Origin of the sequence: Isoptericola sp. 178 (genome assembly GCF_030586525.1) — a bacterium.
GTDB lineage: Bacteria > Actinomycetota > Actinomycetes > Actinomycetales > Cellulomonadaceae > Isoptericola > Isoptericola sediminis.
On record NZ_JAUQYN010000002.1, the window covers coordinates 143,925 to 169,902 of the forward strand.

The window sequence follows — 25,978 nt, forward strand, 5'->3', positions numbered from 1 at the left end:
GGGTGCGGATCAGGCGGAGGCTGCCTCCGCGGCGGCCAGCAGCATGCAGGTCGCGACGCCGTCCATGGCGACGCGGACCTCCTCCAGCGGCGGCATCGACGGGGCGAGACGGATGTTCGCGTTCCGCGGGTCCTCGCCGTACGGGAAGGTCGCGCCGGCCGGGGTCAGCTTGATCCCGGCCTCCTGCGCGAGCTGCACCACCCGCGACGCCGTGCCCGGCACGACGTCCACGGAGACGAAGTAGCCGCCGGCCGGCTCCGTCCAGGTCGCCACGCCCGTGTCCCCGAGACGGTCGGCGAGGATCTCGACGACGGCACGGAACTTCGGCGCGAGGATCTCTCGGTGCTTCGCCATGTGCGCCCGCACGCCGTCGGCGTCCCCGAAGAACGCCGCGTGGCGGAGCTGGTTGACCTTGTCCGGGCCGATCGAGCGGAACGCCAGGTGCTGCTTGAACCAGGCCACGTTGGCCGGCGACGACGCGAAGAACGACACCCCGGCCCCGGCGAACGTGACCTTGGAGGTCGAGGCGAACATCAGCACGCGGTCCGGGTTGCCGGCCTCGACGGCCAGGCCGATCGCGTCCGCCGTCGGCGTCTCGTGCTCGGTCAGGTGGTGCACCGCGTAGGCGTTGTCCCAGAAGATGCGGAAGTCGTGCGCGGCGGTCGGCATCGACACCAGGCGGCGGGCGACGTCCTCGGTGATCACCGACCCGTCCGGGTTGGCGTACGTCGGCACCGCCCACATGCCCTTGACGGACGGGTCGTGCGCGACGAGCTCGGCGACGGCGTCGACGTCCGGGCCCTCCGGCGTCATCGGCACCGTCACCATGCGGATGCCGAGCTCCTCGCAGATCGCGAAGTGGCGGTCGTAGCCGGGCACCGGGCACACGAACGTGATCTCGCCCTGCTGCGACCACGGACCCTCGCCGCCCGGGACGCCGAACAGCATCGCCTGCACGACGGAGTCGTACATGAGGCGCAGCGACGCGTTGTCCTGGGCGAGCAGCTGGTCGACGGGCACGCCGAGCAGCTCGGCGAAGATCTCGCGCAGCTCCGGCAGCCCGTCGAGGCCACCGTAGTTGCGCACGTCGGTGCCGGCGGCGGAGGTGTGTCGTCCCTCGCCGGGCAGCGCCAGCAGCGGCTCGGACAGGTCGAGCTGTTCGGCGGACGGCTTGCCCCGCGTCAGGTCCAGGGACAGGTCCCGGGCCTGGAGGGCTGCGTACTGCTCGCGCAGCTCCGGCAGGCGTGCGGCGAGCGCGGGGTCGACGGCGGCATGGTCGGCTGGTGAGGTACTCACGCCTCCGAGCCTACGCGCCGGTGGTGCCGCGGTCGTCGTCGGGAACGGCCACATTCCGGCGCCGAAAACTGCGGCGACGTCCACGTGTCGGTGCCTGGGGACCCTCGATCAGGTCGGCCGGGGGCTGCTCGATCACCGGGGGGAACCGGCCGGGCGGGACGCCGAACGCACTGCGTGACTGCGCGACGACGCCGTGCCCCAGGGCACGGCCGCCGGCGAAGCCGACGACGGCACCGACGCCGAACGGGATCATCCGGCCCAGGGCCAGCGTGCCCTGCTTGGCGAGCTGGCGACGCAGGAACCGGTGGGTGAGCACGCGGTTGACCCGCTTCAGGGTGGACTGCGGCATCGAGGTCAGGAGCACCTTGCCCCAGGCCATCTGGGACCCGGCCGCGGCCTTCTCGACGTCACGGGCGCCGGCCTCGCCGAGCACGGTCGCCAGCAGCAGGGCGCGCCGCCGGGCGACGTCCTCGATCGCGATGCCGTGCACGCTGGCGACACCCAGGGAGAAGACGGCCGACGACGCGAAGAACGTCGCGATGTCGCTCGTCGTCAGCACGGCAGCCGCGCTCGTGCCGACCGCGGGGGCCGCCGCCACCGCGCCGACCGCGCCGCCCGCCGTCGCGACGAGCGTCAGGTACTCCTTCTCCAGGATCCGGATGACTTCGGCAGGGTCCGCCTGGGGGTTGCGGCGGCGCACGGAGTCGACGTGCCGGTGGATCGCTGCCGAGGGGATGGTGACGGCCTTGGTCAGCAGCGCGTCCAGCACCGGCGTCGGCCGGTACCGGGTCCAGGACTCCAGCTCCTGCGGGGGCTGTGCGTCGTGCGGCGTGGTCATCTCCGCGACTTTACCGACGTCGCTGCAGAAGGCGACTCAGACGGAAGAGCGACGCGTGCATCATGCCGCGCAGGAACAGTCCCACCAGCACCTCGTTGGCGCGGCGCGGCCAGGGTCCCGCCAGGTAGGCCTCCTCCCACCAGACGATCCGGGTGCGGTCCAGGTCCACGGGGACGACGTCGAACCCGGCCACACCCCGCAGGTACGGACCCTCCTTGCGCACCGCGCTGCGTCCGATGGTCCCGGCCCGCGTGGACGGCCGCTGCTCGGCGGTGATGGTCATGCGGTCCGGGAACCCCGGCAGGCCGCGCCTGATCCCCGGACCGCTCACCATCGTGAACGTGTCCCCAGGGCCCAGCGGGGCCGTCGGTTCGGGGGAGAGGTGCGTCAGCGGGATGAACCGGGGGTGGGTGCGCGGGTCGGCGACCCAGGCGAACGCGACGTTCGCCGGCACGGGGACGACGCGGGAGACCTCGACGCGGTGCGGGTGCATGGTTCCTCGGCTCAGTCCTGGGGCGGGAGGAACTCGGCGGGCGGCACCTCGGCGCCGGCCTTGAGCGTGCGGCCCACGGTGCAGGCCCGGTCGATGGAGCGCTGGGCGAGCAGCAGCGTCTTGGCGCGCGTCTTCTCGTCGAGGCCGGACAGGTCGATCTCGAAGATCTCGCTCAGCACCGGGTAGCGGTCGTCCTCCATGTCCTTGCCGTTCTCGACCCGGATGGTGGTCTCGTAGTCGTCGCCGAGCACGCGGGAGAACTTCGTGTCGCTGGACATGCCCGCGCAGGCGGCCAGGGCGATCTTCAGCAGCTCGCCGGGGGTGAAGACGGCTCCCTCGGACGACGGGCCGATCTCCACGGTCGCGCCGCGTGCGCTGAACCCGCGGTAGGTGCGGGTGCCGGTGCGCTCGACCCACAGCGGGTCGGTCGGCGACGGGGTGACGGCGGCCGGGGCGTCCTCAACAGTCTGATCGGTCATGGGTCGATCCTCGCACCTTCTCGCGGGGTGCCGATGTCAGCGCGCGAGCAGCTGCTGGGTCCGCGCGACGGCGGCCTCCCGGTGCGCCGCCGTCGGCCAGGCGCGTTCCTCGTGCGACGTCGGCACGAGCTGCAGCCGTGCCGCCGCGTCGCGGACGGTCAGCGCGGTCAGCTCCCGGCGGCCGGGCCGCACGGTGCCGGTGGCCACCGGGGCCGGCAGCGTCACCCACCAGCGCGGGGCGTCGTCGCCGCGGACCCACAGCTCGACCCGGTCGGGCAGGAACGCGTAGACGACGTGCTCCCGGTCGGGGCAGTCGGGCGGCAGGCCGCGCGTCCCCGCACGCAGGGACCGCGCCTCGGCCGTCAGTGCCGTCGTCGGGCGTCCCACCACCAGCGGCGCCCCCGGGCGGTGACGGGCCACGTGGCGCACCTGGCCGCGCACCCGTGCCGCGACGAAACCGAACCAGGCCAGCACGCCGAGGACCGCCACGGCTGCGGCCACGCCGATCATCAGCCACACCCCGGGCTCGTCCAGCCGGCGGCCGATCCGGGCCATGACCAGCAGCACGACCAGGACCGAGACCAGCCCGGCCAGTCCGCCCGTGGTGAGTCCCCGCCCGGGCAGCGTGCGACGCGGCATCCCGTCCCCCTCCGTGAGCGATGCGTCCGTAGACTCTCGCACATGAGCGGAGCCCCGGCGTCGAGCATCCCCACCCCGTACGAGGACCTGCTGCGTGACGTCCTCGCGACCGGCACCCCCAAGGGTGACCGCACCGGGACCGGGACCCGCAGCGTGTTCGGGCGCCAGCTCCGCTACGACCTGTCCGCCGGGTTCCCGCTGATCACCACCAAGCGGGTGCACCTGAGGTCGATCGCCTACGAGCTGCTGTGGTTCCTGCGCGGCGACTCGAACGTGCGCTGGCTGCAGGAGCGCGGCGTGACCATCTGGGACGAGTGGGCCGACGACGACGGCGAGCTCGGCCCCGTCTACGGCGTCCAGTGGCGCTCGTGGCCCACCCCGGACGGACGCCACCTCGACCAGATCGCGGCCGTCGTCGAGCAGATCCGCACCAACCCCGACTCCCGCCGGCACGTCGTCACGGCGTGGAACCCCGCCGAGATCGAGGACATGGCCCTGCCGCCGTGCCACGTCATGTTCCAGTTCTACGTCGCCGACGGCCGGCTGAGCTGCCAGCTCTACCAGCGCTCGGCCGACCTGTTCCTCGGGGTCCCGTTCAACATCGCCTCCTACGCGCTGCTGACCCACATGGTCGCGGCGCAGACCGGGCTCGAGGTCGGGGACTTCGTGTGGACCGGCGGCGACTGCCACATCTACGACAACCACGTCGAGCAGGTGCGGACCCAGCTCGCCCGCGAGCCGTACCCGTACCCCGAGCTGCGGCTCGCACCGTGCGAGTCGATCTTCGACTACACCTTCGAGGACATCGAGGTCCTCGGGTACCAGCACCACCCGGGCATCAAGGCCCCGGTCGCGGTCTGAGCGTGATCGGACTCATCTGGGCCCAGGCACGCGACGCCGCCGGGCGGCCCGTCATCGGGGCCGACGGCGGCATCCCGTGGCACGTGCCCGAGGACTTCGCGCACTTCCAGCGCACGACGTCGGGGCACCCCGTCGTCATGGGACGGCTCACCTGGCAGTCCCTGCCGGACCGGGTGCGGCCGCTGCCCCGTCGGACGAACGTCGTCGTCACCCGCGGTGCTCCTGCGGACGTCGTGGCGCTCGCGGTGCCGGAGCGTCGTGACGACGTCCACGTGGCAGCGTCGGTCGAGACGGCGCTCGCCGCGGCCGCCGCGGCACCCGGCGGCGACGAGGTCTGGGTGATGGGAGGGTCCCGGGTGTACGCGGACGCGCTGGCGCTCGCGGACCGGCTCGTGGTCACCGAGGTCGACCTGGAGGTCGCGGGCGACGCCTTCGCCCCCGACGTCGACCCGGACGCCTGGGAGCTCGTGGCCGAACCCGCGGATACCGGGGCCGACGACGGCGGCTGGGTCGCGTCGTCGGGCGCGGACGGGCTGCGGTACCGGATCCGCACCTACCGCCGGCGTCCGTGACGCGGCGCCTTCAGACCAGGTCCCGGACGGCGGCGTACTGCTCACGGACCCCCGGCCGCGGGTCGGCCTCGAGCGTGGTGGCCACCGCTGCCGACCACGCCGGCGCCTGCGCACCCCGTGACGCCGCCGCCGCGAGCACCCAGGCCGCCTGGCGCGCGGCGCCGTCGGCGACGTACTCACCAGGCTCCGGGATGGAGATCGGGAGCCCGAAGACCTGCGTCGCGACCGTCTGCACGGCCGGCGACTGCGCCGCGCCGCCGATGAGCAGGACCCGCTCGACCGGCACGTCCTGGGCGCGCAGCGCGTCCAGGCCGTCGGCGAGCCCGCAGAGCATCCCTTCGACGTAAGCACGCGCCAGGTGCTCGCGGGTGGAGGTCGCCAGCCGGATGCCGTGCAGGGTGCCGGTGGCATCGGGCCGGTTGGGGGTGCGCTCGCCCTCGAGGTAGGGCACGAGGACGAGGCCGTCGGCGCCGGCGGGCGCGGCGAGGGCGAGGTCGGAGAGCTCGTCGAACCCCGCGCCGAGCACGCTGCGGGCGGCGTCGAGCACGCGGGCGGCGTTGAGCGTTACGGCGAGCATCAGGGCGTTGCCGGTGGCGTCGGCGAACCCGTTGATGGCCCCGGACCCGTCGGCGGTGCGCCGCGGCGCCACGGCGGAGACGACGCCGGAGGTCCCCAGCGAGATCGCGATGTCGCCGGGCTGCATCCCCAGGCCCAGCGCCGCGCCCGCGTTGTCGCCGGTGCCCGGGCCGAGCAGCGCACCGCCGTCGACGTCGGCACCGGCCACGCTCGGGTGGGCGATCCCGCCGGACACGGACGGGGCGAGGACGTGGGGGAGCGCGACGTCGTCCCGTCCGAACCCGCGGCGCAGCAGGTCGTGGCGGTACGCACCGGTGGTGCCGTCGTCGTCCCCAGGGGCCTCGGCGTCGTAGTAGCCGGTGCCGGAAGCGTCGGAACGGTCGGTGAACAGGGCGCCGAGGTCCGGGCCGAGCGGGGAGTCGTCGGCCGGCCCGTAGCCGGCGATGCGCCAGCTCAGCCAGTCGTGGGGGAGGGCGACGGCGGCGACCCGGGCGGCGTTCTCGGGTTCGGCATCCCGCAGCCAGCGCAGCTTCGTGATCGTCAGGGACGCCACGAGGACGGAACCCGTGGCGTCGGCCCAGCGCTGGGCGCCCGTGGCGCGGTCACCGTCGCCGAGCTCGGTGACGAGGTCTTCGGCGGCCGGGGCGGAGCGGGTGTCGTTCCAGAGGAGGGCCTCGCGGACCACCCGACCCTCGGCGTCGAGGGCGACCAGCCCGTGCTGCTGACCGCCGACGGCGATCGAGGCGACGTCGTCGAGGCCGCCGGCGTCCCGTGCCGCCTCGCGGAAAGCGTCCCACCAGCGGTCGGGATGGATCTCGGTGCCGTCGGGGTGCTTCGCCGAGCCGCTGCGCACGAGGGTGCCGGTCTCGGCGTCACGGACGACGATCTTGCAGGACTGCGTGGAGGTGTCCACGCCGGCCACGAGGGGCATCGTTGCTCCGAAGGAATCGAGGTCCTCCCCCGGGGCCGATGGCTACGAACTGCTGCAGACAGCGCCGTGTACTGCAGCAGTCCGTAGCCGTCGGCCCGGGTGGCGAGGACGGACGGTGGTGGTCAGCCGATGAGGTGCTTCAGCGCGAGCTGGTGCAGCTTGACCAGCCCGTAGTCGCGCTCGGCGGCGGCGTCGACGTCGAGCCCGTCGACCGACTCGTCCGCCAGGAAGGCGTCGAAGGACTCGCCCTCGGCCAGGGTGGACTGCCCGAGGTCGAAGATCCCGGCGTGCTCGAACGCCGCCTGGACCGCGGGGTCCTGCCGGTACGCGGCGGCCTTGGCGGCGAGCATGTCGTAGGTCTCCATGTTCGCCTTCGCCGACTCCCACACGCCGTCGAGGTACTCGGTGCGCGAGGGCTTGTAGTCGAAGTGGCGCGGGCCCTCGTAGCGCGGCCCGCCGTTCGGGAACCCGTTCTCCAGCAGATCCACGGTGAAGAACGCGTTGAGCAGGTCGCCGTGGCCGAACACGAGGTCCTGGTCGTACTTCGGGCCGTGCTGGCCGTTGAGGTCGATGTGGAACAGCTTGCCGCAGTACAGCGCCAGCGCCAGGCCGTGCGTGTAGTTGAGGCCGGCCATCTGCTCGTGCCCGGTCTCGGGGTTGAGGCCGACGATGTCGCCGTTGTCGAGGGTGTCGATCAGGGCGATGGCGTGACCGATGGTCGGCAGGAAGATGTCACCGCGGGGTTCGTTCGGCTTCGGCTCGAGCCCGATGCGCAGGTCGTAGCCCTTCGACTTGATGTAGGCGGCGACGGTGTCGATGCCCTCGGCGTAGCGGGCGTGCGCGGCGTGGAGGTCCTTGGAGTTGTCGTACTCCGTGCCCTCGCGGCCGCCCCACATGACGAACGTCGAGGCGCCCATCTCGGCGGCGTTGTCGACGCTGCGCAGCACCTTCTTCAGGCCGAAGCGGCGCACGTCGCGGTTGTTCGACGTGAACGCCCCGTCCTTGAAGACAGGGTGGCTGAAGGTGTTGGTGGTCACCATCTCGCAGACCATGCCGGTCTCCTGGGCGGCCTTCTTCACGGCGTCGATGCCGGCCTGGCGCTCGGACTCCGAGGCGCCGAAGGGGAACACGTCGTTGTCGTGGTACGTGAAGCCCCAGGCGCCGAGGTCCGCCAGCTTGCGGACGGAGTCGGCCGGGTCCAGGTCGGGGCGGGTCGCAGCACCGAACGGGTCGTTCGCGGGCCAGCCGACGGTCCACAGGCCGAAGGAGTACTTGATGTCGCTCACGGGTTTCTCCTCGTCGAGTCGGTCGCCGGGCGACGACGGCCACGGCGTTTGTTCTATGAATGAACTATTACCCGTCGCTGGGCTAGAGTCAAGACGTGACCGAGCCGACGACGCGTAGCCCGGGTGCCGCTGACGACGCGAGTGCATCCCGCCAGCACACGCTGCGCGAACGCAACCTGCGACTCGTGGCCCGCGCCATCTACGACGCCGCGGCGGCCCCCGGGTCGCCCGACCAAGTCCCCCCGTCCCGCGCCGACGTCGCCACCGCCACCGGGCTGACCCGTGCGACGGTGTCCACCCTCGTCGACCGGCTCCTCGCGGCACGCCTCGTCACCGAGCTCCCTCCCGTCCCCGCGCAGCGTGCCGGGCGCCCCGCCGTGCCACTGGTCCCGGCGCGGCGCACCGTCGTCGGCGTCGGCCTCGAGGTCAACGTCGACTACCTGGGCGTGCGCGTCCTCGACCTCGCCGGGGACGTCGTGGCCGAGCGGGTCGAGACCGGAAGCTTCCACGACTCCGACCCCGCCGCCGTGCTCGCCCGTCTCGGGGCCCTCGCATCGGACGTCGTCGCGGGCGTCCGGGCCGACGGGATGCAGGTGGCGGGCGCCCGGCTCGCGCTGCCCGGCCTCGTCGACGCCCGCACCGGCGAGCTCGAGGTCGCCCCGAACCTCGGCTGGTCCTCTCTCGACCCGGTGCCGCCGCTCGGCCTCGGCGAGCTGCCCGTCGTCGTCGCCAACGAGGCCAAGCTCGCCGCGCTCGCCGAGCTCGCCGGCGATGTGCCGCCATCGTTCCTCTACGTCTCCGGCGACGTCGGCATCGGTGGCGGGATCGTCGTCGACGGGGCGCTCTTCCTCGCCGAACGGGGGTGGAACGGCGAGATCGGGCACGTCGTCGTCGACCCCGCCGGGCCGCGCTGCACCTGCGGCGCCCACGGCTGCCTGGAGCAGTACGCCGGCAAGGAGGCGATTCTGCGGGCCGCCGGGCTGGCGGCCGATGCACCGCTGGGCGAGCTGATCGCGCTGCTGCGGGCCGACGGCGGTGCTCCTGCCGGGCAGGCGCGTGCTGCCGTGGTGCGGGCAGGGCAGGCGCTCGGCTCGGCGCTCGCCGACTTCGTGAACCTCACCGGCGTCTCGACTGTCGTCCTCGGCGGCGTGTACACGGACCTGGAGGAGTGGCTGCGTCCCGAGGTCGAGGCAGGGCTGGCCGACCGGGTGCTGGCGGCGCCGTTCGCGCCGGTCGTGGTGCGGGCCGCGGTGGCCGGCGAGCACGCGGCGCTGACCGGGGGAGCGCGGGAGGTGCTGCGCGAGGTCGTGGCCGACCCGGCGGCGTGGGGCTGATTCCTGCTCCGGCGGGCTCGGGCGCTAGGCTGTGGGCGTCGCCGGGGCTCCGGCTGTGGCGGCGCGTCGTCATCGAGGCGGCGAGCGCCCGTAGCTCAGGGGATAGAGCACGCGCCTCCTAAGCGCGGTGTCGCGCGTTCGAATCGCGCCGGGCGCACACCTGTTCGACTCAATGTCGGTGCCTCCTGGCAGGCTGACCAGCGATGACCCGGCACACGACCTTCCGCTTCAGCCTCGACCCGACGGTCGAGCAGCGGGGCGTGCTCGAGCGGCACGCCGGGGCGTCGCGGTTCGCGTTCAACCAGTGCCTGCGCTTCGTCTTCGACGCCCGCCGAGCCCGGGAAAGTGGCGAGGACGTCACGGTCCCCCGCACCGGCTACGACCTCATCACCACGTTCAACGCGTGGAAGAAGTCCGAAGCGGCGGGGCGCGTCTTCACCGTCGCCCCGGACGGGGCCGCGCAGATCACCGACCTGGGCCTCGTGTGGCGACGGGAGGTCTACCAGCAGGTCTTCGAGGAGGCCGCCGTCGACCTGGGGCGCGGGCTGGCCGCATGGTCGGCCTCCCGGCGGGGCGAGCGTGCGGGCCGGAAGGTCGGGCACCCGGGCTTCCGGAAGAAGGCCACCGCTCGGCAGTCCTTCCGCATCCGCAACCAGTTCCCGCGGCGCGGCAAGCCCGCGATACGGGTCGGGGAGGCCACGCCGCGGTCGGTCCTCCTGCCCGGAGTCGGGACGCTGCGGGTCCGCGAGGACACGCGTCGCCTGCGGCGCATGCTCGCGAAGGACCGGGCGCGGATCCTCTTCGCCACCGTCTCGCGCGGTCAGGGTCGTTGGTGGGTGTCCCTCAACGTCGAGGCGGCGGACCTGCACCCGGCCCAGCGGCATCCGGGCCGGGGAGCCGACGCGGCGGAGGCGGACGCGCGGTGGGTCGGCGTCGACCTCGGGCTGACTTCCCTGGCGGTCGCTGCCCGCAGCGACGGCACCGAGGTGGACCGCATCGACGCCTGGCCGCGGCTGCTGCGCTCCACCGCGCGCCGCCGTCGGGCACTGCATCGCGCCGTGACCCGCAAGCGGCAGGGCTCCCGCCGTCGTCGGCGGGCTGTCGCCCGGCTCGCCCGCTACTACGCCTGGACGGCGCGTCGGCGCCGTCACCACGCGCACCTGATCTCGAACCGGCTGGTCAAGACCCACGACCGGCTCGTCCTCGAGCATCTCGACGTGCGGGGCATGCTCGCGCGCCCTGGCCGAGTCGATCCACGACGTCGGCTGGTACCAGCTCACCCGGCAGATCGCCTACAAGCAGGCGTGGCGCGGTGGGGAGCTGGTCCGGGCCGACCGGTGGTACCGCTCGTCCCAGACCTGCTCGGCCTGCCGGTCCGTGCAGGACATGGGTGGGGTGGCCGTGCGCCGTTTCGACTGCCGCACGTGCGGGCTGTCCCTGGACCGCGACCTCAACGCCGCGGCCAACCTCGCCGCCTGGGCCGAGCTGCACCACGGTGCAGACGTCTGGGCCCGGGACCTTCCAGCAGAGGGCCCGGTCATCAACGCCCACCGACGGGAACGCTCTGGCCGCCGCCTCCGCGGCGGCGAAACGGGCCCGGAGGACGTGGGAACCGGGGCTCGGGCGTCGGCCTGACCTCCGGACGCCCGAGGAGGGCGGTGCTCTGCCGACCGCAGGCATGCTGCAAAGACGGGGTCGGTGACGAGCACGCTGCAAGCGAAAGGTTGCCGGCGGCCGCGCCGTACCCTGCCCGCATGCCGCTCTCCGACGTCGAACCCCGCCTCGACTCCACCGACCCGGCCGCCCAGTTCGTGGCCTATCTCGACTACTACCGAGCCGCCGTCGCGCGGAAGCTCGGCGGCCTCACGGGCGCCCAGCTCACCACCAGCGTGCTGCCGTCCGGGTGGACGCCCGCCGACCTGCTGATCCACCTGGTGCACATGGAGCGCCGCTGGTTCGTCTGGGGCTTCCTCGGCGAGCAGGTCGACGATCCGTGGGGCGACTCGGGCGGCGACCCCGAGGGTCTCTGGCAGGTGCCCGACGGCGTCACCGTGGCGGCGCTGCTCGAGGAGCTGCACGCCGGGGGTGAGCGCACCCGGGCCGTGCTGGCCGAGCACGAGCTCGCCGAGCGTGCCGCCGTCGGCGGGCGCTTCGCCGAGGACCCGCCGACTCTGCTGTGGATCTGCTTCCACGTGCTCCAGGAATACGCGCGGCACGCCGGCCACCTCGACGTCGCGCGGGAGCTGATCGACGGATCGACGGGGGAGTAGGCCGCCCGGCTGCCGGCCCGCCACCGCCCTACCGCTGTGGGCATGAAATCCACGGCTCCGCACCGCCGCCGGGCTGCAGATTTCATGCCCACAGCAACACGGGGTCAGGGGGCCTCGGTGTGCGCGATGTGCGCGAGCTGGCGCCACACGAGCGCCAGCGTCAGCCCGGCGCCGACGAACGCGAACCAGAACGGGGCCGTGATCCCCCACCACTCGGCGAGCAGCCCGCCGAGGAAGTTGCCGACGACGATCCCGCCGAACAGCCCCAGCAGGTACACCGACCCGACGCGTCCCTGGTACGCCGTGGGCACGGCGCGCTGACGCACCGTGTTCGACACGGTGCCCCACACGAACGTGTAGAGCCCGAACGCGAACAGCGCGAGCATGGCGACCCAGCCGGTCGTGGTGAGCGCCAGGACCAGGTGGAAGGCGACCTCGGCCGAGAGGCACACCTTCATGAGGGTGGCCAGCGTGAACCGCCGCTCCAGGCGGCCGTACAGCACGGTGGCGACGACCCCGCCGACGGCGGAGGACGTGATGAGCAGGCCGTAGCCCACCGGCCCCATCTGCACCTGGTCGCGCGCGTAGAGGACCAGCACGCCCCAGGGGGCGGCCCAGGTGAGGTTGAAGGTGAAGATGACCAGCGCGAGGGTCCGCACGGGCGGGTGGTTCCACAGCCAGCGCAGCCCGTCGCGGATCTCGCCGCGGGTGCCGGACGTCGTCGGAGGCGGGACGGCCGGCAGCACGACCCGGCTCACCAGCACGATCGCGAGGGCGAGGGTGACGACCTGCACGACGAACGGCCAGGCGTGCCCCGCGGCGAACAGCGCCGCGCCGACGGGCGGTCCGACGAGCTGGTTGCCGGTGAGGAACCCGGCCTGCAGGCGGGCGTTGCCCGTGCCGAGGTCGCGCGAGTCCACGAGCATCGGCAGCAGCGTCTGGGCCGTGGTGTCGGCGAACACCTCCGCGACGCCCATGAGCAGCATCGCCACGAGCACGACGGTGATGTTGACGTGGTCGGTGAGGATGAACGCGCACAGCACCGCCACGACGACGGTGCGCAGGACGTTCGAGACGATGACCAGTCGGCGCCGGTCGAGCCGGTCGGCGAGCGCCCCGGCCCACAGCCCGAGCACGACCCAGGGCAGGCGTTGCAGCAGCGCGGCGAGCGCCACGAGGAACGCCGAGTCGGTCTGGGAGGCGACGAGCAGCGGTCCGGCGGCCAGCGCGATGCCGTCGCCGATGTTGCTGGTCCAGCTCGCCGACACGAGCCAGCGAAAGCTGCGTCCCAGCCGGGCAGGGACGATCGCCTCGAGCATCTTTCGCACCGACCGATGGTAGGCCTCCGACCAGGCGTGATGCCACGTCATTACCTGATGGAGGGTCGCGCGAATCGTTTCGAGGTGCGCACCGTGTATTGACGTGTTAGCGACATCACCGGCACACTCTCGGGTGGCAGCGCGCACCGCCCGCCCCCTGCGCGGTGCGCGCTGTCTTCATCCGGACTCGTGCCGGACGGCGCCTCCTCGGCCCCCACCGAGGGGGCGTTCGTGATTCCCCGGTGGCCCGGCGTGCCCGCCACGATCCGGGAGGGAGGTCGGACTACCGTGCTGGCGTGAGAGTGTTGCGCCGATCCACCGCCGCGACCGGGGCCCAGCCCGCGGCCGGACCGCACGACGCCACGGGACAGGCTGACCGGTCGGGCGACGGCGCCGCGCCGGAGCCGTCGCGGACCGACGCCACCTCCGACGACGACACCGCCCGCAGCGCCTCCTCCGCCGCGGGACCGACGACCACGACCCCGCTCGTCGACGCCGTGCGCCGGTGGCGCGCCGGGCTCGTCGAGACCGCCGGCGGCGCCGGTGTGGCCGACGTCGGGCTCCTCGGCGAGGCCGTCGTCGACCTGTCCGCCGCGCACCCCTCGGGCGTCGCGCAGCTGTTCGCCGGGCGGGCCACCCGCTTGTCGAACCTGGTCCGCGAGGGCGACTCCTTCCCCACGGCACGACGCCGGGCCCGGGCCGTCATGGTGCGGTCGGCCGAGCACGCCGCCCGCTACGGCATGGCCCCCACCTACCTCGCGATCGGCGTGGCGACGTGGACCGAGACCGTCGACGCCGACGGCGAGCCCACCGCCGAGCGCCGCGGGAAGCTGACGGCGCTCGCCGAGGTGGCGGCGTCGGGCACCAGCGCCGCGTCCGCCGCGAGCGCCTCCTCCCCGCCCGAGGCCGTCACGACCTCCATCCCCGTGGTCAGCGTCGCCGCACGCGAGCCCGAGGCGCGAGGCGTGCCGTCCGGCGAGGACGGCGCCGGCGGCACCCGGACCGTGCACGCCCCGGTGCTGCTGCGCCCGGTCCTGCTCGCCCCACGCGGCGAGGGGGAGACCGACTACGAGCTCACGCTCGAGCCGACGGTCGAGGTCAACCCCCAGCTGGTCCGCACGCTGCGGGCACGCGGTGCCCGGCTGGACGCGGCCGGGCTCGCCGGCGCGACCTTCACGGCGGCCGGTTTCGACCCCGACGACGTGCTGGAGCGCCTCGCCGACATCGCCGCCGAGCACCTCGACGACTTCAGCTGGGAGCACCGCGTGCTGGCCGGCACGTTCGTGCACCCCGCTCAGGCGCTGGTGGACGACCTCGACGAGCTCGCGCCGGCGCTGGGCCGTCACGAGCTGGTCGCCGCGCTCGCCGGTGCCGAGCCGGCGCGCGAGCGCGTCGCCGGCGTCGAGCTGCCGGAGCCCCGGCGCACGGACCCCGACCCGGCGCGGGAGCGGGGCGTGGGCGACCTGGACCCGGACCAGCGGCAGGTGGTCGAGGCGGCCGCGACCGGTCACCACCTCTTCGTCGACGCCCCGGTGGGCGCCGACGTCGCCGGGACCGTCGCCGCCGTGGTGGCGGAGGCGGCCGCCGCCGGCCGGTCGGTGCTGTACGTCACGGGGCACCGCCGCGCGGCGGACAGCCTGGCCCAGCGGCTCGACGAGCTCGGCCTGGGCGGCCTCTCGCTCGACGTCACCCCCCGGCCGACCTGGCGCGACGACATGGCCCGGCGGCTGCTCGCGGCGATGGCCAGCGAACCGGAGGACCTGGACACGACCGGGCCGGCCGAGGTCCGCGACGCCCTCATCGGGGCGCGGGCCCAGCTGACCGGCTACATCGACGCCCTGCACGCGCGGCGCTCGCCGTGGGGCGTCTCCGCCTACGACGCGCTGCAGGAGCTGGCGCGCCTCACCTCGGAGCGGCCGTCGCCGTCGACCCGCGTCCGGCTGGACCCGACGACGGCGCTGGCCCTGGACACCGAGCGACGGCACCGGCTCGCGGCCGACCTGGAGCGCGCCGCGACGCTGGGGGCCTTCACGCTGCGCCCGTCCGGCACGCCCTGGTTCGGGGCCGACCTGCTGACGATGGACGCCGCGCGGGACGCGCTGGCCCGGGTGCGACGCCTCAAGGACGCGACGCTGCCGCAGCTGCGGCGCCAGATCGCCTACACCGGCGAGGTCACCGGTCTGGAGGTGCCTCGTACCACCCGCGCCTGGGGCGAGCAGCTCCGCATGCTCGCCGGGATGCGCAGCACGCTGGACGTCTTCCACCCGATGGTGTTCGAACGCACCGCCACCGACCTGGTGCAGGCGACCGCCCCGCGCGCCTGGCGTCGGGAGCAGGGGATCGAGATGGGGTGGTTCACCCGTCGCCGGCTGCGCAAGCGCGCCCGCGACATGGTGCGCCCCGGGGTGCGGGTCACCGACCTGCACGGCGCGCTGCAGGAGGTCTCCGCGCAGCGCGACCTGTGGGCGGAGCACTCGGCGCGCGGTGGCTGGCCGACGCTGCCCGAGGGGCTGGCCACCATCGAGGACACCTACGAGGCGGTGCGGATCGACCTCACCGAGCTCGAGCCGGTCCTGGCCCCCACGACGGCGGGCGGGCGTCTGCTCGACCTCGACCTGGACGCGCTGGCCCAGCGGCTGCACCAGCTCGCGGGGGACCCGAAGGCCCTCGAGACGCTGCCGGAGCGCACGGCGCTGCTGCGCCGTGCCCGTGAGGCGGGGATCGGCGCGCTCGTGGACGACCTGACGACGCGGCGCGTGGCCGGTGACCGGGTCTGCGCGGAGCTGGACCTGGCCTGGTGGTCGACCGTGTTCGAGCAGGTCCTCGCCGAGGACCCGGTGCTGGCCGGGCAGGACGGTGCCGGGCTCGACGCCCTGGCCCGGCGCTTCCGGGACCTGGACACGCGCCACCTGGCGGCGCTGTCGCAGCCGGTGCGGGTGGCGACCCGGTCGCACCTGGGCACGGCGATGCGTGCGGACCGGCAGGGCGCCGAGGACCTGTTCGCCGAGCTCATCGGGGGACGCCTGACCTCGCTGCGCGACCTGGTGGACCGGTACGGGGACCTGGCGCGGCGGCTGCGGCCGGTGGTGCTCGCGACGCCCACGCTCGTCCCGCATCTGATGCCGGCGCACCGCACCGCGGACCTCGTGGTGATCGACGCCGTCCAGCACGTGCCGACGGAGGTGGTGCTCCCCGCGCTGGCGCGCGGGCGGCAGGTGCTCGTGGTCGGTGACCCGCGGTCGGCCTCGGGCACGAGCGTCGCCGACCTGTCGGAGCTGCTGCCGACCCTGACGCTGCAGCCGCGGGAGAACCGTCGCGACCCGGCCCTGACCCGCCTCCTGGCCGCCCACGGGTACGACGAGCTGCTGCGCCCCGCCCCGGTGCCGCGGTCCGAGGAGCTGATCCGCTTCGACCTCGTCGACGGCAGCGGGATGCCCGACCAGTCCAGCGGCTCGGTGCAGAGCACGCGGGCCGAGGTGGACCGGGTCATCGAGGCGTCCATCGAGCACGCGATGACGCGACCGGAGGAGACCCTCGGCATCGTCACGATCACGGCGACGCACGCCGACCGGATCCGCGAGGCCCTGCTCGCCGAGGTGCGCGCGAACCCCGCCCTCGCCCCGTTCTTCTCCGGCCGGCGCCCCGAGCCCGTGGTCGTCGCCGACATCACCGGGGTCGCCGGGCTGTCGCGCGACACCATCCTGCTGTCCGTCGGCTTCGGCCGGACGCCGCACGGCCGGGTGCTGCACCGGTTCGGCGTGCTCGGGGAGGACGGCGGCGAGGCCATGCTGCTCGGCGCGCTCGGCGCCACGCGGCGCCGCCTGCACGTGGTGAGCTCCTTCGACGCCGCGGCCCTGGATCCCGACCGGTTGCGCGGTGCCGGTCCGCGGCTGCTGCGCGAGGTGCTGGAGACGGCCGAGCGGCGTTCGGGCGTCGCCGACCAGGTCGAGCTGGGCAACGGCGTCGACGTGGGCCGCGTCCCGGACCGGCTGGTCACGGACCTGGGTGAGCGCCTGTGGCGGCTCGGGTACCTCGTCGAGACCGACTACGGCACCGTCGACGGCGATCACGTCCCCCTGGTGGTCGGGCACCCGGACCTGCCCGGCGAGCTGCTGGTCGCCGTGCTCACCGACGACGAGGACTACGTGGCCGAGCCGTCGGTGCGGCTGCGTGACCGGCAGCTCGCGCAGCGGCTCGAGGGTCTCGGCTGGACCGTCACGCAGGTGTGGTCGGCGGCCGTGTTCCTCGACCCCGACGGCGAGGCGGACCGGGTGCGCCGGCTGGTGCAGCGGGTCCGCGACGAGCGCGTCGGCACCCCGGGCGGTGTGCCCGTGCCGCCGGAGATCGTCGTGCCGGTGCTGGACGACGAGGGCGAGCCGGACGACTCCCCGGTCGGGCCGGTCGCGGACCGGGACCAGGTCGACTGATCCTCGACCGCGGGGCGGGCAGAATGGTCCCGTGAGCGAGAACGCCGAGCCCCCCGTCGACCCCGTCGACCCGGCCGGGACCCCGGAGGCGCCCGCCGTGCCGGCGGGCGCACGCCGACGCGGGCCCCGCCGGGCCGTGCGCCGGGGGAGCGAGAAGGAGACCCACTGGGGCGTCAGCACGGACGAGTCCGGCGGTCACGGGTCCAACGACGACCGGCTGCGCGGGGACGTGCCCCCGCACTGGTGACCCCGGCGCCGGCCCCGCAGGTCGGTTCCGGCCGGGCGGTCGCCCGACCGGTGGCGCTTGGGCGTCAGGCGCGGCGCTCGGCGAGGAGGTCGCGGATCTCGGTCAGCAGCACGACGTCCGGGGAGGGCACGGGCTCCGGCTCCGGCTCCTGACCGCGGGCGCGCCGCTCGGCCAGCCTGTTCATCGGCAGCACCACGACGGCGTAGAGCGCGGCCGCCACGAGCAGGAACCGGAGCACGGCGTCCAGGAACAGCCCGATCGAGAACTGGGCGCCGTTGAGCGTGAAGTTCCCGACCCCGGCCAGGCTGGCCTCGCCGAAGACGGCCGCGATCAGCGGGGTGAGCAGGCCGTCGGTCAGCGCGCTGACGACCCCGGCGAACGCGCCGCCGATGACGATGCCGACCGCGAGGTCGACGACGTTGCCTCGCATGATGAACTGCTTGAACCCGGACAGCATGCCTGTCATCTGACGGCGTCCCTTCGGAGTGCGGAGCGCGGCGGTTCGCCGCGCGCGACGGTCGACCGGCATCCGATCAGCCCGGGAGCCGTCGCGCAAGGCAACGCACCGTCGCGGGCGCCGGCGGGCGGCTCCCGGCGCACGGGTCGCCGGCCCGGCCGTCACGGCACGAGGACCGGGGCGATCGCGCCCCACCCGGAGGAGGCCGATACCGCGGGGGCCTCCTCGGGCGAGACGGCGACCAACGTCACGCCGGTGGAGTCGCCGGCGCCCGGGACGCCGAGCAGACCGGCGCCCGGCTCGTCGACGGCGCTGGATCCGGGATCCTCCGCGGCCGGCGGCAGCACCTGGGCGCGCCGTGCCAGTCGTGTCCCGCCGTCGTCGGTGGCGACGAGGTCGATGCGGTCCCCGGGGCGCAGCCAGCCGGACTCGGTGAGGCGCACCGCGACGACGACGGTCCCGGGCGGAGCGGACCCTGCCGGCCCGCCCGGCCGGACCACCGAGGCGGACAGCGGGGTGCCGGCCGCCAGGTCGACGACCGTCGTCCGCCCGAGGGCCTCGTCGGGGTCGCGCAGCAGCGTCGCCGGGGCCAGCGCGGCCGGGACCGGCACGGTGGTCACGTCGTCGGACGTCAGGGTGTGGCCGGTGGTGACGTCGTGCGCGGTGACGAGGACGTCCAGGGTCGGGGGCGGCGCGGGTCGGACGGCCGCGACGACCGCCCAGGCGGCGAGCCCGCAGCAGCAGGCGGCCACGACGAAGCGTGACCGCCACACGACCAGGCGCAGGTACGCACCGACCTGACGGTTCGCAGTGAGGTCCATGCCGGGGAACGCTAGGCCGGCGGTGCGGGGTCGCGGCGCAGCCGGGCACCCGTCTGTGGACACCTGCGCCGGTGGGTGGGCGGGGCCCCTGAGGTCAGGCGGAGGCGGCCTGCGAGGACCCGCCGGAGGAGGAGCTCGAGGAGGAACCGCCCGAGGAGCCGGAGGAGCCGGAGGAGGACCCGCCCGGGGACGAGGTCCCGCCCGAGGAGGAGGAACCCGAGCTCTTGCCCCCGCCGGCGCGCGAGTCCGTGCGGTAGAAGCCGGACCCCTTGAAGGTCACCCCGATGGAGCCGTACTGCTTGCGCAGCCGCCCGGCGCACTCGGGGCAGACGGTGAGCGCGTCGTCGCTGAACGCCTGGCGGATGTCGAAGGCGTGGCCGCAGTCGGCGCACCGGTAGGCGTACGTGGGCACGGTCTCTCCTCAGATGGCTGGCACTCGGATCCTGCGAGTGCCAATCATACTCGGGCGGTAGTCTCGCCTGCGTGTCTGCGAGCACCGACCCCGTCACGCACGAATCCGACCCGCCCCGCTCGGGCGACGAACCGCCCGAGGACGACGCCGCCCCGCCCCGACGGTCGCGGCTGCGCCGCACCGCCGTCGGCATCGCCGTGCTCGTCGTGCTGGCCGTCGTCGCGACCGTCACGTTCACGGTGGTCACCGCCCGGCGGCCGCTGCCCGACCACGCCGCGACCGAGCAGGTGCCCGGTCTGAGCGGCGAGGTGACCGTGCAGCGCGACGCCCAGGGCGTCCCGCACGTCTACGCCTCGACCGCGGAGGACCTGTTCGCCGCCCAGGGCTTCCTGCACGCCCAGGACCGCTTCTTCGAGATGGACTACCGGCGGCACGTCACCTCCGGCCGGCTCGCCGAGCTGGTCGGGGACGTCCCCGCCGCCATCGACGCCGACAAGGTCATCCGGACCTTCGGGTGGCGCGACGTCGCCGAGGAGGAGTGGAACCTCATCTCCCCGGAGTCCCGCTCCTACCTGCAGGCCTATGCCCAGGGCGTCAACGCCTACCTGGCCGACCGTGCCCCGGAGGACCTCGCCGTGGAGTACACGGTGCTGGGCGTCACCGTGGACGTCGCGGACCCGGACCCCTGGGACCCGGTCGACTCGCTGGCCTGGCTCAAGGCGATGGCGTGGGACCTGCGCGGCAACTACGACGACGAGCTGGCCCGCGCCAAGGCCTACAGCACGCTCGAGGACGTCGAGCTGGTCGACGAGCTCTTCCCCGCCTACGCGGCGGCCGGCAACACGCCGATCCTCGCCGAGGAGGACCTCAGGGCCTCCGACGCCGACACGGTCGCCCGGACCTCCACCGAGCTGCCGTGGGGCACCGAGGCCCTCGACGCGGCCATCGAGTCCGCCACGGCCGCGCTGGACTCCGTCCCGGTGCTCGTCGGGCGGGGGGAGGCCTCCGGGTCGAACTCCTGGGTCGTCTCGGGGGACCTGACGGCCTCGGGCGAACCCCTGCTGGCGAACGACCCGCACCTGTCCCTGGGCGCGCCCGGGATCTGGTCCCAGGTCTCGTTGCACTGCGAGCAGGTCGACGACTCGTGCCCGTTCGACGTCAGCGGGTTCTCCTTCGCGGGCTTCCCGGGGGTGATCATCGGCCACAACGGCGACCTGGCCTGGGGCCTGACGAACCTGGGTGCCGACGTCACCGACTTCTTCGTCGAACGCGTCCGCAACGACACCTGGCTGCGCGACGCCGACGCCGAGGAGTGGGTCGACATGGAGTCGCGCACCGAGACCATCCGCGTCAACGGAGGTGACCCCGTCGAGCTGCCGGTGCGGTCCACGGAGCACGGGCCGGTGGTCTCGGACGTGCTCGACGTCGGCGCGGTCGTGGGATCGCCCACGGAGGACGGAACGGAGTTCGGCGAGTACGCCGTCTCGCTGGCCTGGACCGCCCTCGAACCCGGGCGGACGGCCGATGCCGTGTTCGCGCTGGGTGTCGCGAGCGACGCCGCCGACGTGACCGAGGCGGCCGCGCTCTTCGACGTGCCGGCGCAGAACATCGTCTTCGCCACCACGGACGGGCACATCGGCTACCAGGCGCCCGGGCGGGTGCCGATGCGTCGGGACGTCGACGGGCCCGTGCCGTCGGACGGCACCTGGCCTCGACCCGGCTGGGACCCCCGGTTCGACTGGACGGGGTACGTCGACCCGGCCGACATGCCGCGCGCGCTCGATCCCGAGGAGGGGTTCATCGTCGCGGCGAACCAGGCCGTGCTGCCCGACGGCGTCGGACCCGAGCTGGGGAAGGACTGGGACCACGGGTTCCGGTCCGAACGGATCCGCACCCTGCTCACCGAGCAGATCAGCGCGGGCCGGCAGTTCACCGTCGAGGACATGAACGAGATCATGCTCGACGACTGGTCGCCGTTCGCCGCGGCCCTCGTGCCGGTGCTGCTGGAGATGGAGATCGACGACCCCTACGACGCGGCGGGGCAGGAGCTCCTGGCCGGGTGGGACTACCGCACGGACGCCGACTCGGCGGCCGCCGCGTACTTCAACGCCGTGTGGCGCAACCTGCTCTCGGCCACCTTCTGGGACGACCTGCCCGCCGACGCCCTGCCCTCGGGCGGCTCCCGCTGGCTCGTCGTGGTGCGGGACATGCTCGAGCGGCCCGACGACCCGTTCTGGGACGACCGCTCCACGCTGAACGTGCTCGAGACGCGTGACGAGCTGCTCACCCGGGCGCTGGTCACGGCGCGTCACGACCTCACGGTCGAGCTCTCGAAGGACCCCGGCGACTGGAGCTGGGGAGCGCTGCACGAGCTCTCCCTGGAGCACCCGGTCCTCGGAGGTCCGGACGTCCCCGGCGTGGTGCGCGACTACGTCAACCCCGGAGCGGTGGAGATGGCGGGCGGCAGCTCGATCGTCAACGCCACCGGGTGGGACGCCTCCACCGGGAGCTTCGCGGTGCAGACCGGACCCTCGATGCGGATGGTCGTCGACCTCGCCGACCTGGACGCGTCGACCTGGGTGACGGTGACGGGGACGTCGGGCCACCCGGCCTCGCCGCACTACGACGACCAGCTCTCCGCCTGGGCGGCGGGGGAGACGTTCGCCTGGCCGTTCTCGCGCGAGGCCGTCGAGGAGAGCGCCGAGGACACCGCGACCCTGGTGCCCTGACCCGCTGCCCGCCCCGTCAGCGGGCGGGCAGCGGCTGCCAGCCCTCGGGGGTGGCCACGGCGTGCACCGGCACGTCGTGGTCCTCCACGGGGAGCGGGCGCTCGGTGGCGTCGTAGAACTCTTCCGGGAACACCATCGCGACCACCGGCACGCCCGGGCGGGCCCGCTTCAGCGACCGGTCGTACCAGCCGCCGCCCTGCCCGAGGCGTACGCCCTGGGTGTCCACGGCCAGTGCCGGGGCGATGACGACGTCGGCGTCGGCGATCGCGTCCCCGCCCAGCGTGCGGCCCCCCGGTTCGGGCGGCCGCCCCGGGGCGCGCTCCAGCAGGTCCTCCGGCCCGGTGTACTCGGCCCAGTCCCGCGCCAGTCCCGCGCCGAGGACGGGCAGCAGCACCCGGGCGCCGCGGCCGGCGAGCTGTTCGAGCAGTGCCGCGGTGCCGGGTTCGGTCGGCCGCGAGGCGTAGGTGGCCACGACGGCGGCCTCGGTGACCGAGGGGAGCGTGGCCAGCACCTCGGCGAACGCGGCCGCCGCCTCCTCGCGCAGCCGCGGCGAGCGCTCCTGGCGCTGGTGGCGGATCGCGCGGCGCAGCTCGTCCTTGGCGTCGCCCGTCTCCATGCCGTCGACGATCGGGTACGGCTGCGGGGTGGTCAGAGGCCTGCGGTCGCCGTGCATGCCCTCATTGTGGCAGGGTCCGGGAGTCGAGGGGCCCGGCATGCCGGGCGTGGACGGGGGTCGGATGAGCGACACGAGAGGGTGGGCGGTGACCAAGCCCTGGCCGGTCACGCTGCGCGAGGACATGCCCTCGGGTGGTGCGGTGGTGCTGCGGCCGCTGCGCCGACGCGACGGCGCCGCGTGGATGCGGCTGCGGCGTGCGAACGCGGACTGGCTGGACCGCTGGGAGGCCACGACGCCGGGGGACCGGCCCGGGACGTCGTCGTTCGGCGAGTACGTCCGGGCCCTGAGCGCGCAGGCCCGTGCGGGGACGGCGCTGCCCTTCGCCGTCGAGCTGGACGGTGAGCTGGTCGGCCAGCTCACCGTGTCGTCGATCCAGTACGGGTCGTTGTGCTCGGCGAGCATCGGCTACTGGATCTCCCGGGAGCAGGCGGGCCGGGGCATCACCCCGACCGCGGTGGCCATGGTGACCGACTACTGCTTCCAGGTGGTCGGGCTGCACCGGGTGGAGATCAACATCCGCCCGGAGAACGCCGCCAGCCTGCGGGTGGTGGCCAAGCTCGGGTTCCGCGACGAGGGCGTGCGCGAGCGGTACCTGCACATCCAGGGGGACTGGCGGGACCATCGCACGTTCGCGCTCACCACCGAGGAGGTCCCCGGGGGGCTGCTGAGCCGCTGGCAGCGGACCCGCGACGAGGCCTGAACGCTCGCGCGCCGTCCAGGTCGCGGACACGCCGCCCCGTGGTGCGGCCCGGGCGTGCCCACCTCGCCTACCGTCAGGTCATGGAAACGTCGCCGGCCGGGCTCGCAGTCATCGCACTGTTCGTGCTCTGGCTCGGCTACTGGGTGCCGCTTCAGCTGCGCCGACGGACCGAGCTCGCCGCGGCCAGGGTCGACGACCGGTTCTCCGGCGGCCTGCGGATGCTGACGGTGGCGGACGGAGCAGGAAAGGGACGAGTGATGCCCACGAACCGCGCGGCGGGGCACGGGCCCACGACGGGCAGCACGCCTCGCGTGTCCGCGCACACCTCCGGCCCGGCGTCGGGCATGACGCCGCAGGTGCGGGCGTCACGGCTCGCCGTGCTGGAGCGCCGGGCGGCCCGTGCGCGCCGCCGGCTCGCGCTGAGCGTCGTGCTGGCGCTCGTGACGGCGGCCGGGTGGACGCTCGTGGCCCTCGGGTCCGTGCCGTGGCCGGTCGCCGCGGTGCCGTCCGTGCTGCTGGCGGTGGTGCTGGTGCTGGGCCGGCTGGCGGTGATGACCTCGCGCCGGTCGGACACCCGCTGGCGCGCCGAGCGTCGTGCCGAGCAGCAGCGTGCGACCCAGCGCCGCACGCTGGCGCACGGCGGGCCGTACGCGCCGCGCAACCGTGCCCGGGTGACCGGGTACGCGGTGCACCCCTCGGACACGAACACCCAGATGATCCCGCGCGTCCAGCCGCCGCCGTCGGCCACGTCGGCCCGGGACCGGCGGGAGACCGTGGCCCCTTCCTCCGACCGGCCGGCCGAGCCCGCCGAGGAGGACGAACCGAGGTCCTCTCCGCAGGCTCCGACGTCCGACGACGTCAGCGAGCGCTCCGCCGACGAGCGCCCGGGGTCGCCGGACGGCACGGACGGGACGGCGTGGCGCGTCGGCGGTGCTCCCTGGGACCCGGTCCCGGTCCCGCTGCCGACCTACGTGACCAAGCCGGAGGCTCCGCCGCGCGGCTCCACGACGGCCGGGCTGCTGGCTTCGCTCGCCGGCTCGACCCACGGCGAGGGCGGCCGGGTCCGCAGCGAGCGGTGGACCGTGGAGGACCGTGCCGGCCGACGGTCGACGGCGGACGGACCGGCTGCGACGACGCCGGAGCCGTCGGCCGGTGACGACCCGCGCCCGCGGTCGGAGACGCTGGGCCTGCCGCTGGACCAGATCCTGGCGCGGCGGCGCGCGGCGGGCTGAGGTCGCCGTCGGTCGCTGCGACGCACGTCACGTCGTCGGGGCCGCCCCGATTTGGTCGGAAGCGGTGGCCAGGTGCTAATCTGACTACCGCTTCACGGGGCTATGGCGCAGTTGGTAGCGCGTCTCGTTCGCAATGAGAAGGTCGGGGGTTCGAATCCCCCTAGCTCCACCCGGCACGAAGGCCCGGAACCCTTGCGGTTCCGGGCCTTCGTCGTCTCTCCGGCCCGTTCCTGCACGTCGATGCGGGTGGACGCTCCCCGCGCCGTGCCCTGGCGCGCGACGGTCCTGCCGGCGTCGTGGGGTTCGCCCCCGAGAGGTGTACCAGTGGTGCCTCGCAGGTTCTCGGGGCCCGTTCTAGCGTGGACGGCGTCGCACGAACCGAAGGAGCGATCCACCATGATGCTGAACGAGACGTACACCCTGTCCAACGACGTGACCGTCCCCCGGATCGGCCTGGGGACCTGGTTCATCAAGGACGACGTGGTGGCCCAGGCCGTGCGCGACGCCGTCGCGATCGGGTACCGGAACATCGACACGGCGCAGGCCTACGGCAACGAGCGGGGGGTCGGTGAGGGTGTCCGCACCGCCGGCGTTCCCCGCGAGGACCTGTTCGTGTCGACGAAGCTGGCCGCCGAGGTCAAGTCCTACGACGAGGCGGTCGCGTCGATCGACGCGTCGCTGGAGACGATGGGCCTGGACTACGTCGACCTGATGCTGATCCACAGCCCGCAGCCCTGGGACGACTTCCGGGGCGGGGACTACGCCGACGGCAACCGCGAGGCCTGGCGCGCGCTCGAGGACGCCTACCAGGCCGGCAAGCTGCGGTCGATCGGGGTGTCCAACTTCGAGCAGAAGGACCTGGAGAACCTGCTCGAGGGCAGCACGGTCACGCCCCACGTGAACCAACTGCTCGTGCACGTCGGCAACACCCCGTTCGACCTTCTCGACTTCTGCGAGAGCAACGGGATCCTCGTGGAGGCCTATTCGCCCATCGCGCACGGCGAGATCCTGAAGGACCCGGACGTCGTGGCGATGGCGGAGAAGTACGGCGTGACCGTCCCGCAGCTGTGCATCCGGTACACGCTGCAGCTCGGCACGCTCCCGGTGCCCAAGACCGCCAACCCCGACCACATGCGCAGCAACGCCGACGTCGACTTCGAGATCTCGGACGAGGACATGGACACGCTGTTCCGGGTGCAGTTCACGGACTACGGCAAGAGCGCCGTCTTCCCCGTCTACAGCGGCGCGTGATCCCGGCCGGTCCGGTCGCCGCCTCCGCGCGGGCCTGACCGGCCGACGGTCCTGTCGGGGGCCCCCCCCGCGCGCGGGGGGGGCCCCCCCCGGGTTCCGGGGGGGGGGGGCCGCCGGGGCCCGGGGGGGTGC

23 protein-coding genes, 2 tRNA genes and 1 pseudogene are annotated in these 25,978 nt (G+C 74.1%); 14 read left to right on the plus strand and 12 right to left on the minus strand.

Features of this window, described 5'->3' with window-relative positions; genetic code table 11:
* Window positions 1-9 precede the first annotated feature (9 nt).
* Genes Q6349_RS05275 through Q6349_RS05295 form a run of 5 tightly spaced genes read right to left on the minus strand, consistent with a single transcriptional unit; the run spans window position 10 to window position 3,745 of the window.
* Window positions 10-1,296 (minus strand): aminotransferase class I/II-fold pyridoxal phosphate-dependent enzyme, encoded by a 1,287-nt coding sequence (locus Q6349_RS05275; RefSeq protein WP_304603196.1) that lies wholly within the window; start codon window positions 1,294-1,296, stop codon window positions 10-12.
* A 10-nt stretch (window positions 1,297-1,306) separates the two neighbouring features.
* Window positions 1,307-2,134 carry a hypothetical protein gene (locus Q6349_RS05280; RefSeq protein WP_304603197.1) on the minus strand — a complete coding sequence of 276 codons (828 nt, stop codon included), beginning with the start codon at window positions 2,132-2,134 and terminating at the stop codon, window positions 1,307-1,309.
* Window positions 2,135-2,144: 10 nt separating this feature from the next.
* Window positions 2,145-2,627: an SRPBCC family protein gene (locus Q6349_RS05285; protein ID WP_304603198.1), complete on the minus strand. Its 483-nt coding sequence runs from the start codon at window positions 2,625-2,627 to the stop codon at window positions 2,145-2,147.
* Between the two features lie 11 nt (window positions 2,628-2,638).
* Entirely contained in the window at window positions 2,639-3,106 is a 468-nt protein-coding gene (locus Q6349_RS05290) for an OsmC family protein (protein ID WP_171247100.1), read from the minus strand.
* Between the two features lie 36 nt (window positions 3,107-3,142).
* Window positions 3,143-3,745 carry a hypothetical protein gene (locus Q6349_RS05295; RefSeq protein ID WP_304603199.1) on the minus strand — a complete coding sequence of 201 codons (603 nt, stop codon included), beginning with the start codon at window positions 3,743-3,745 and terminating at the stop codon, window positions 3,143-3,145.
* 42 nt (window positions 3,746-3,787) lie between these two features.
* Here Q6349_RS05295 and Q6349_RS05300 point away from each other — a divergent pair, with 42 nt between their 5' ends.
* Window positions 3,788-4,606: a thymidylate synthase gene (locus tag Q6349_RS05300; RefSeq protein WP_304603200.1), complete on the plus strand. Its 819-nt coding sequence runs from the start codon at window positions 3,788-3,790 to the stop codon at window positions 4,604-4,606.
* 2 nt (window positions 4,607-4,608) lie between these two features.
* Window positions 4,609-5,178, plus strand: coding sequence for a dihydrofolate reductase (locus Q6349_RS05305; RefSeq protein ID WP_304603201.1), 570 nt, complete (start codon window positions 4,609-4,611; stop codon window positions 5,176-5,178).
* Between the two features lie 10 nt (window positions 5,179-5,188).
* On the opposite strand, the gene Q6349_RS05310 is transcribed toward Q6349_RS05305, so the two are convergent.
* Complete coding sequence (locus tag Q6349_RS05310; RefSeq protein ID WP_304603202.1) at window positions 5,189-6,685, minus strand: xylulokinase; 1,497 nt, start codon at window positions 6,683-6,685, stop codon at window positions 5,189-5,191.
* A 122-nt stretch (window positions 6,686-6,807) separates the two neighbouring features.
* Window positions 6,808-7,971 (minus strand): xylose isomerase, encoded by a 1,164-nt coding sequence (xylA, locus tag Q6349_RS05315; protein WP_304603203.1) that lies wholly within the window; start codon window positions 7,969-7,971, stop codon window positions 6,808-6,810.
* A 95-nt stretch (window positions 7,972-8,066) separates the two neighbouring features.
* Between xylA and Q6349_RS05320 the strand changes: the two genes are divergently transcribed.
* From Q6349_RS05320 to Q6349_RS05330, 5 genes and pseudogenes are all read left to right on the plus strand, one after another.
* Window positions 8,067-9,305, plus strand: coding sequence for an ROK family protein (locus tag Q6349_RS05320; protein ID WP_304603204.1), 1,239 nt, complete (start codon window positions 8,067-8,069; stop codon window positions 9,303-9,305).
* Window positions 9,306-9,389: 84 nt separating this feature from the next.
* A tRNA-Arg gene (locus Q6349_RS05325) sits at window positions 9,390-9,462 on the plus strand.
* Window positions 9,463-9,508: 46 nt separating this feature from the next.
* Window positions 9,509-10,531, plus strand: a pseudogene (locus Q6349_RS15295) (RNA-guided endonuclease TnpB family protein); the annotation flags it as partial.
* Between the two features lie 25 nt (window positions 10,532-10,556).
* The gene (locus tag Q6349_RS15300) at window positions 10,557-10,940 is read left to right on the plus strand and encodes a zinc ribbon domain-containing protein (RefSeq protein WP_370375607.1); all 384 of its coding nucleotides are present in this window, start codon (window positions 10,557-10,559) and stop codon (window positions 10,938-10,940) included.
* A 119-nt stretch (window positions 10,941-11,059) separates the two neighbouring features.
* Window positions 11,060-11,575, plus strand: coding sequence for a DinB family protein (locus Q6349_RS05330; protein WP_304603205.1), 516 nt, complete (start codon window positions 11,060-11,062; stop codon window positions 11,573-11,575).
* Between the two features lie 104 nt (window positions 11,576-11,679).
* Here Q6349_RS05330 and Q6349_RS05335 read toward each other — a convergent pair whose 3' ends face one another.
* The gene (locus Q6349_RS05335; RefSeq protein ID WP_246246580.1) at window positions 11,680-12,894 is read right to left on the minus strand and encodes an MFS transporter; all 1,215 of its coding nucleotides are present in this window, start codon (window positions 12,892-12,894) and stop codon (window positions 11,680-11,682) included.
* A 296-nt stretch (window positions 12,895-13,190) separates the two neighbouring features.
* Here Q6349_RS05335 and Q6349_RS05340 point away from each other — a divergent pair, with 296 nt between their 5' ends.
* On the plus strand, window positions 13,191-17,321 hold the full coding sequence (locus Q6349_RS05340; RefSeq protein ID WP_304603206.1) for a hypothetical protein: 4,131 nt from the start codon (window positions 13,191-13,193) through the stop codon (window positions 17,319-17,321).
* Between the two features lie 31 nt (window positions 17,322-17,352).
* Window positions 17,353-17,568 (plus strand): hypothetical protein, encoded by a 216-nt coding sequence (locus Q6349_RS05345; protein WP_304603207.1) that lies wholly within the window; start codon window positions 17,353-17,355, stop codon window positions 17,566-17,568.
* Between the two features lie 64 nt (window positions 17,569-17,632).
* Here Q6349_RS05345 and mscL read toward each other — a convergent pair whose 3' ends face one another.
* The 3 genes from mscL to Q6349_RS05360 form a co-directional block, all read right to left on the minus strand.
* Window positions 17,633-18,034, minus strand: coding sequence for a large conductance mechanosensitive channel protein MscL (gene mscL / locus Q6349_RS05350; protein ID WP_369810854.1), 402 nt, complete (start codon window positions 18,032-18,034; stop codon window positions 17,633-17,635).
* 152 nt (window positions 18,035-18,186) lie between these two features.
* Entirely contained in the window at window positions 18,187-18,846 is a 660-nt protein-coding gene (locus Q6349_RS05355) for an SAF domain-containing protein (RefSeq protein ID WP_304603208.1), read from the minus strand.
* 94 nt (window positions 18,847-18,940) lie between these two features.
* Window positions 18,941-19,258 carry an FmdB family zinc ribbon protein gene (locus Q6349_RS05360; RefSeq protein WP_304603209.1) on the minus strand — a complete coding sequence of 106 codons (318 nt, stop codon included), beginning with the start codon at window positions 19,256-19,258 and terminating at the stop codon, window positions 18,941-18,943.
* Window positions 19,259-19,329: 71 nt separating this feature from the next.
* Here Q6349_RS05360 and Q6349_RS05365 point away from each other — a divergent pair, with 71 nt between their 5' ends.
* Window positions 19,330-21,987, plus strand: a complete 2,658-nt coding sequence (locus Q6349_RS05365) for a penicillin acylase family protein (RefSeq protein WP_370375398.1) — start codon at window positions 19,330-19,332, stop codon at window positions 21,985-21,987.
* Between the two features lie 16 nt (window positions 21,988-22,003).
* On the opposite strand, the gene Q6349_RS05370 is transcribed toward Q6349_RS05365, so the two are convergent.
* A complete protein-coding gene (locus tag Q6349_RS05370; protein ID WP_171247112.1) occupies window positions 22,004-22,660 on the minus strand; it encodes a 5-formyltetrahydrofolate cyclo-ligase in 657 nt (218 codons plus the stop codon).
* A 64-nt stretch (window positions 22,661-22,724) separates the two neighbouring features.
* Between Q6349_RS05370 and Q6349_RS05375 the strand changes: the two genes are divergently transcribed.
* The 4 genes from Q6349_RS05375 to Q6349_RS05390 all read left to right on the plus strand — a co-directional run bounded on the left by Q6349_RS05375 (window position 22,725) and on the right by Q6349_RS05390 (window position 25,846).
* Window positions 22,725-23,363 carry a GNAT family N-acetyltransferase gene (locus Q6349_RS05375; protein WP_369810856.1) on the plus strand — a complete coding sequence of 213 codons (639 nt, stop codon included), beginning with the start codon at window positions 22,725-22,727 and terminating at the stop codon, window positions 23,361-23,363.
* Between the two features lie 80 nt (window positions 23,364-23,443).
* A complete protein-coding gene (locus Q6349_RS05380) occupies window positions 23,444-24,595 on the plus strand; it encodes a DUF4231 domain-containing protein (RefSeq protein WP_304603210.1) in 1,152 nt (383 codons plus the stop codon).
* A 96-nt stretch (window positions 24,596-24,691) separates the two neighbouring features.
* Window positions 24,692-24,764: transfer RNA gene (locus Q6349_RS05385), tRNA-Ala, on the plus strand.
* Window positions 24,765-24,991: 227 nt separating this feature from the next.
* Window positions 24,992-25,846 carry an aldo/keto reductase gene (locus Q6349_RS05390; protein ID WP_304603211.1) on the plus strand — a complete coding sequence of 285 codons (855 nt, stop codon included), beginning with the start codon at window positions 24,992-24,994 and terminating at the stop codon, window positions 25,844-25,846.
* Window positions 25,847-25,978 lie beyond the last annotated feature (132 nt).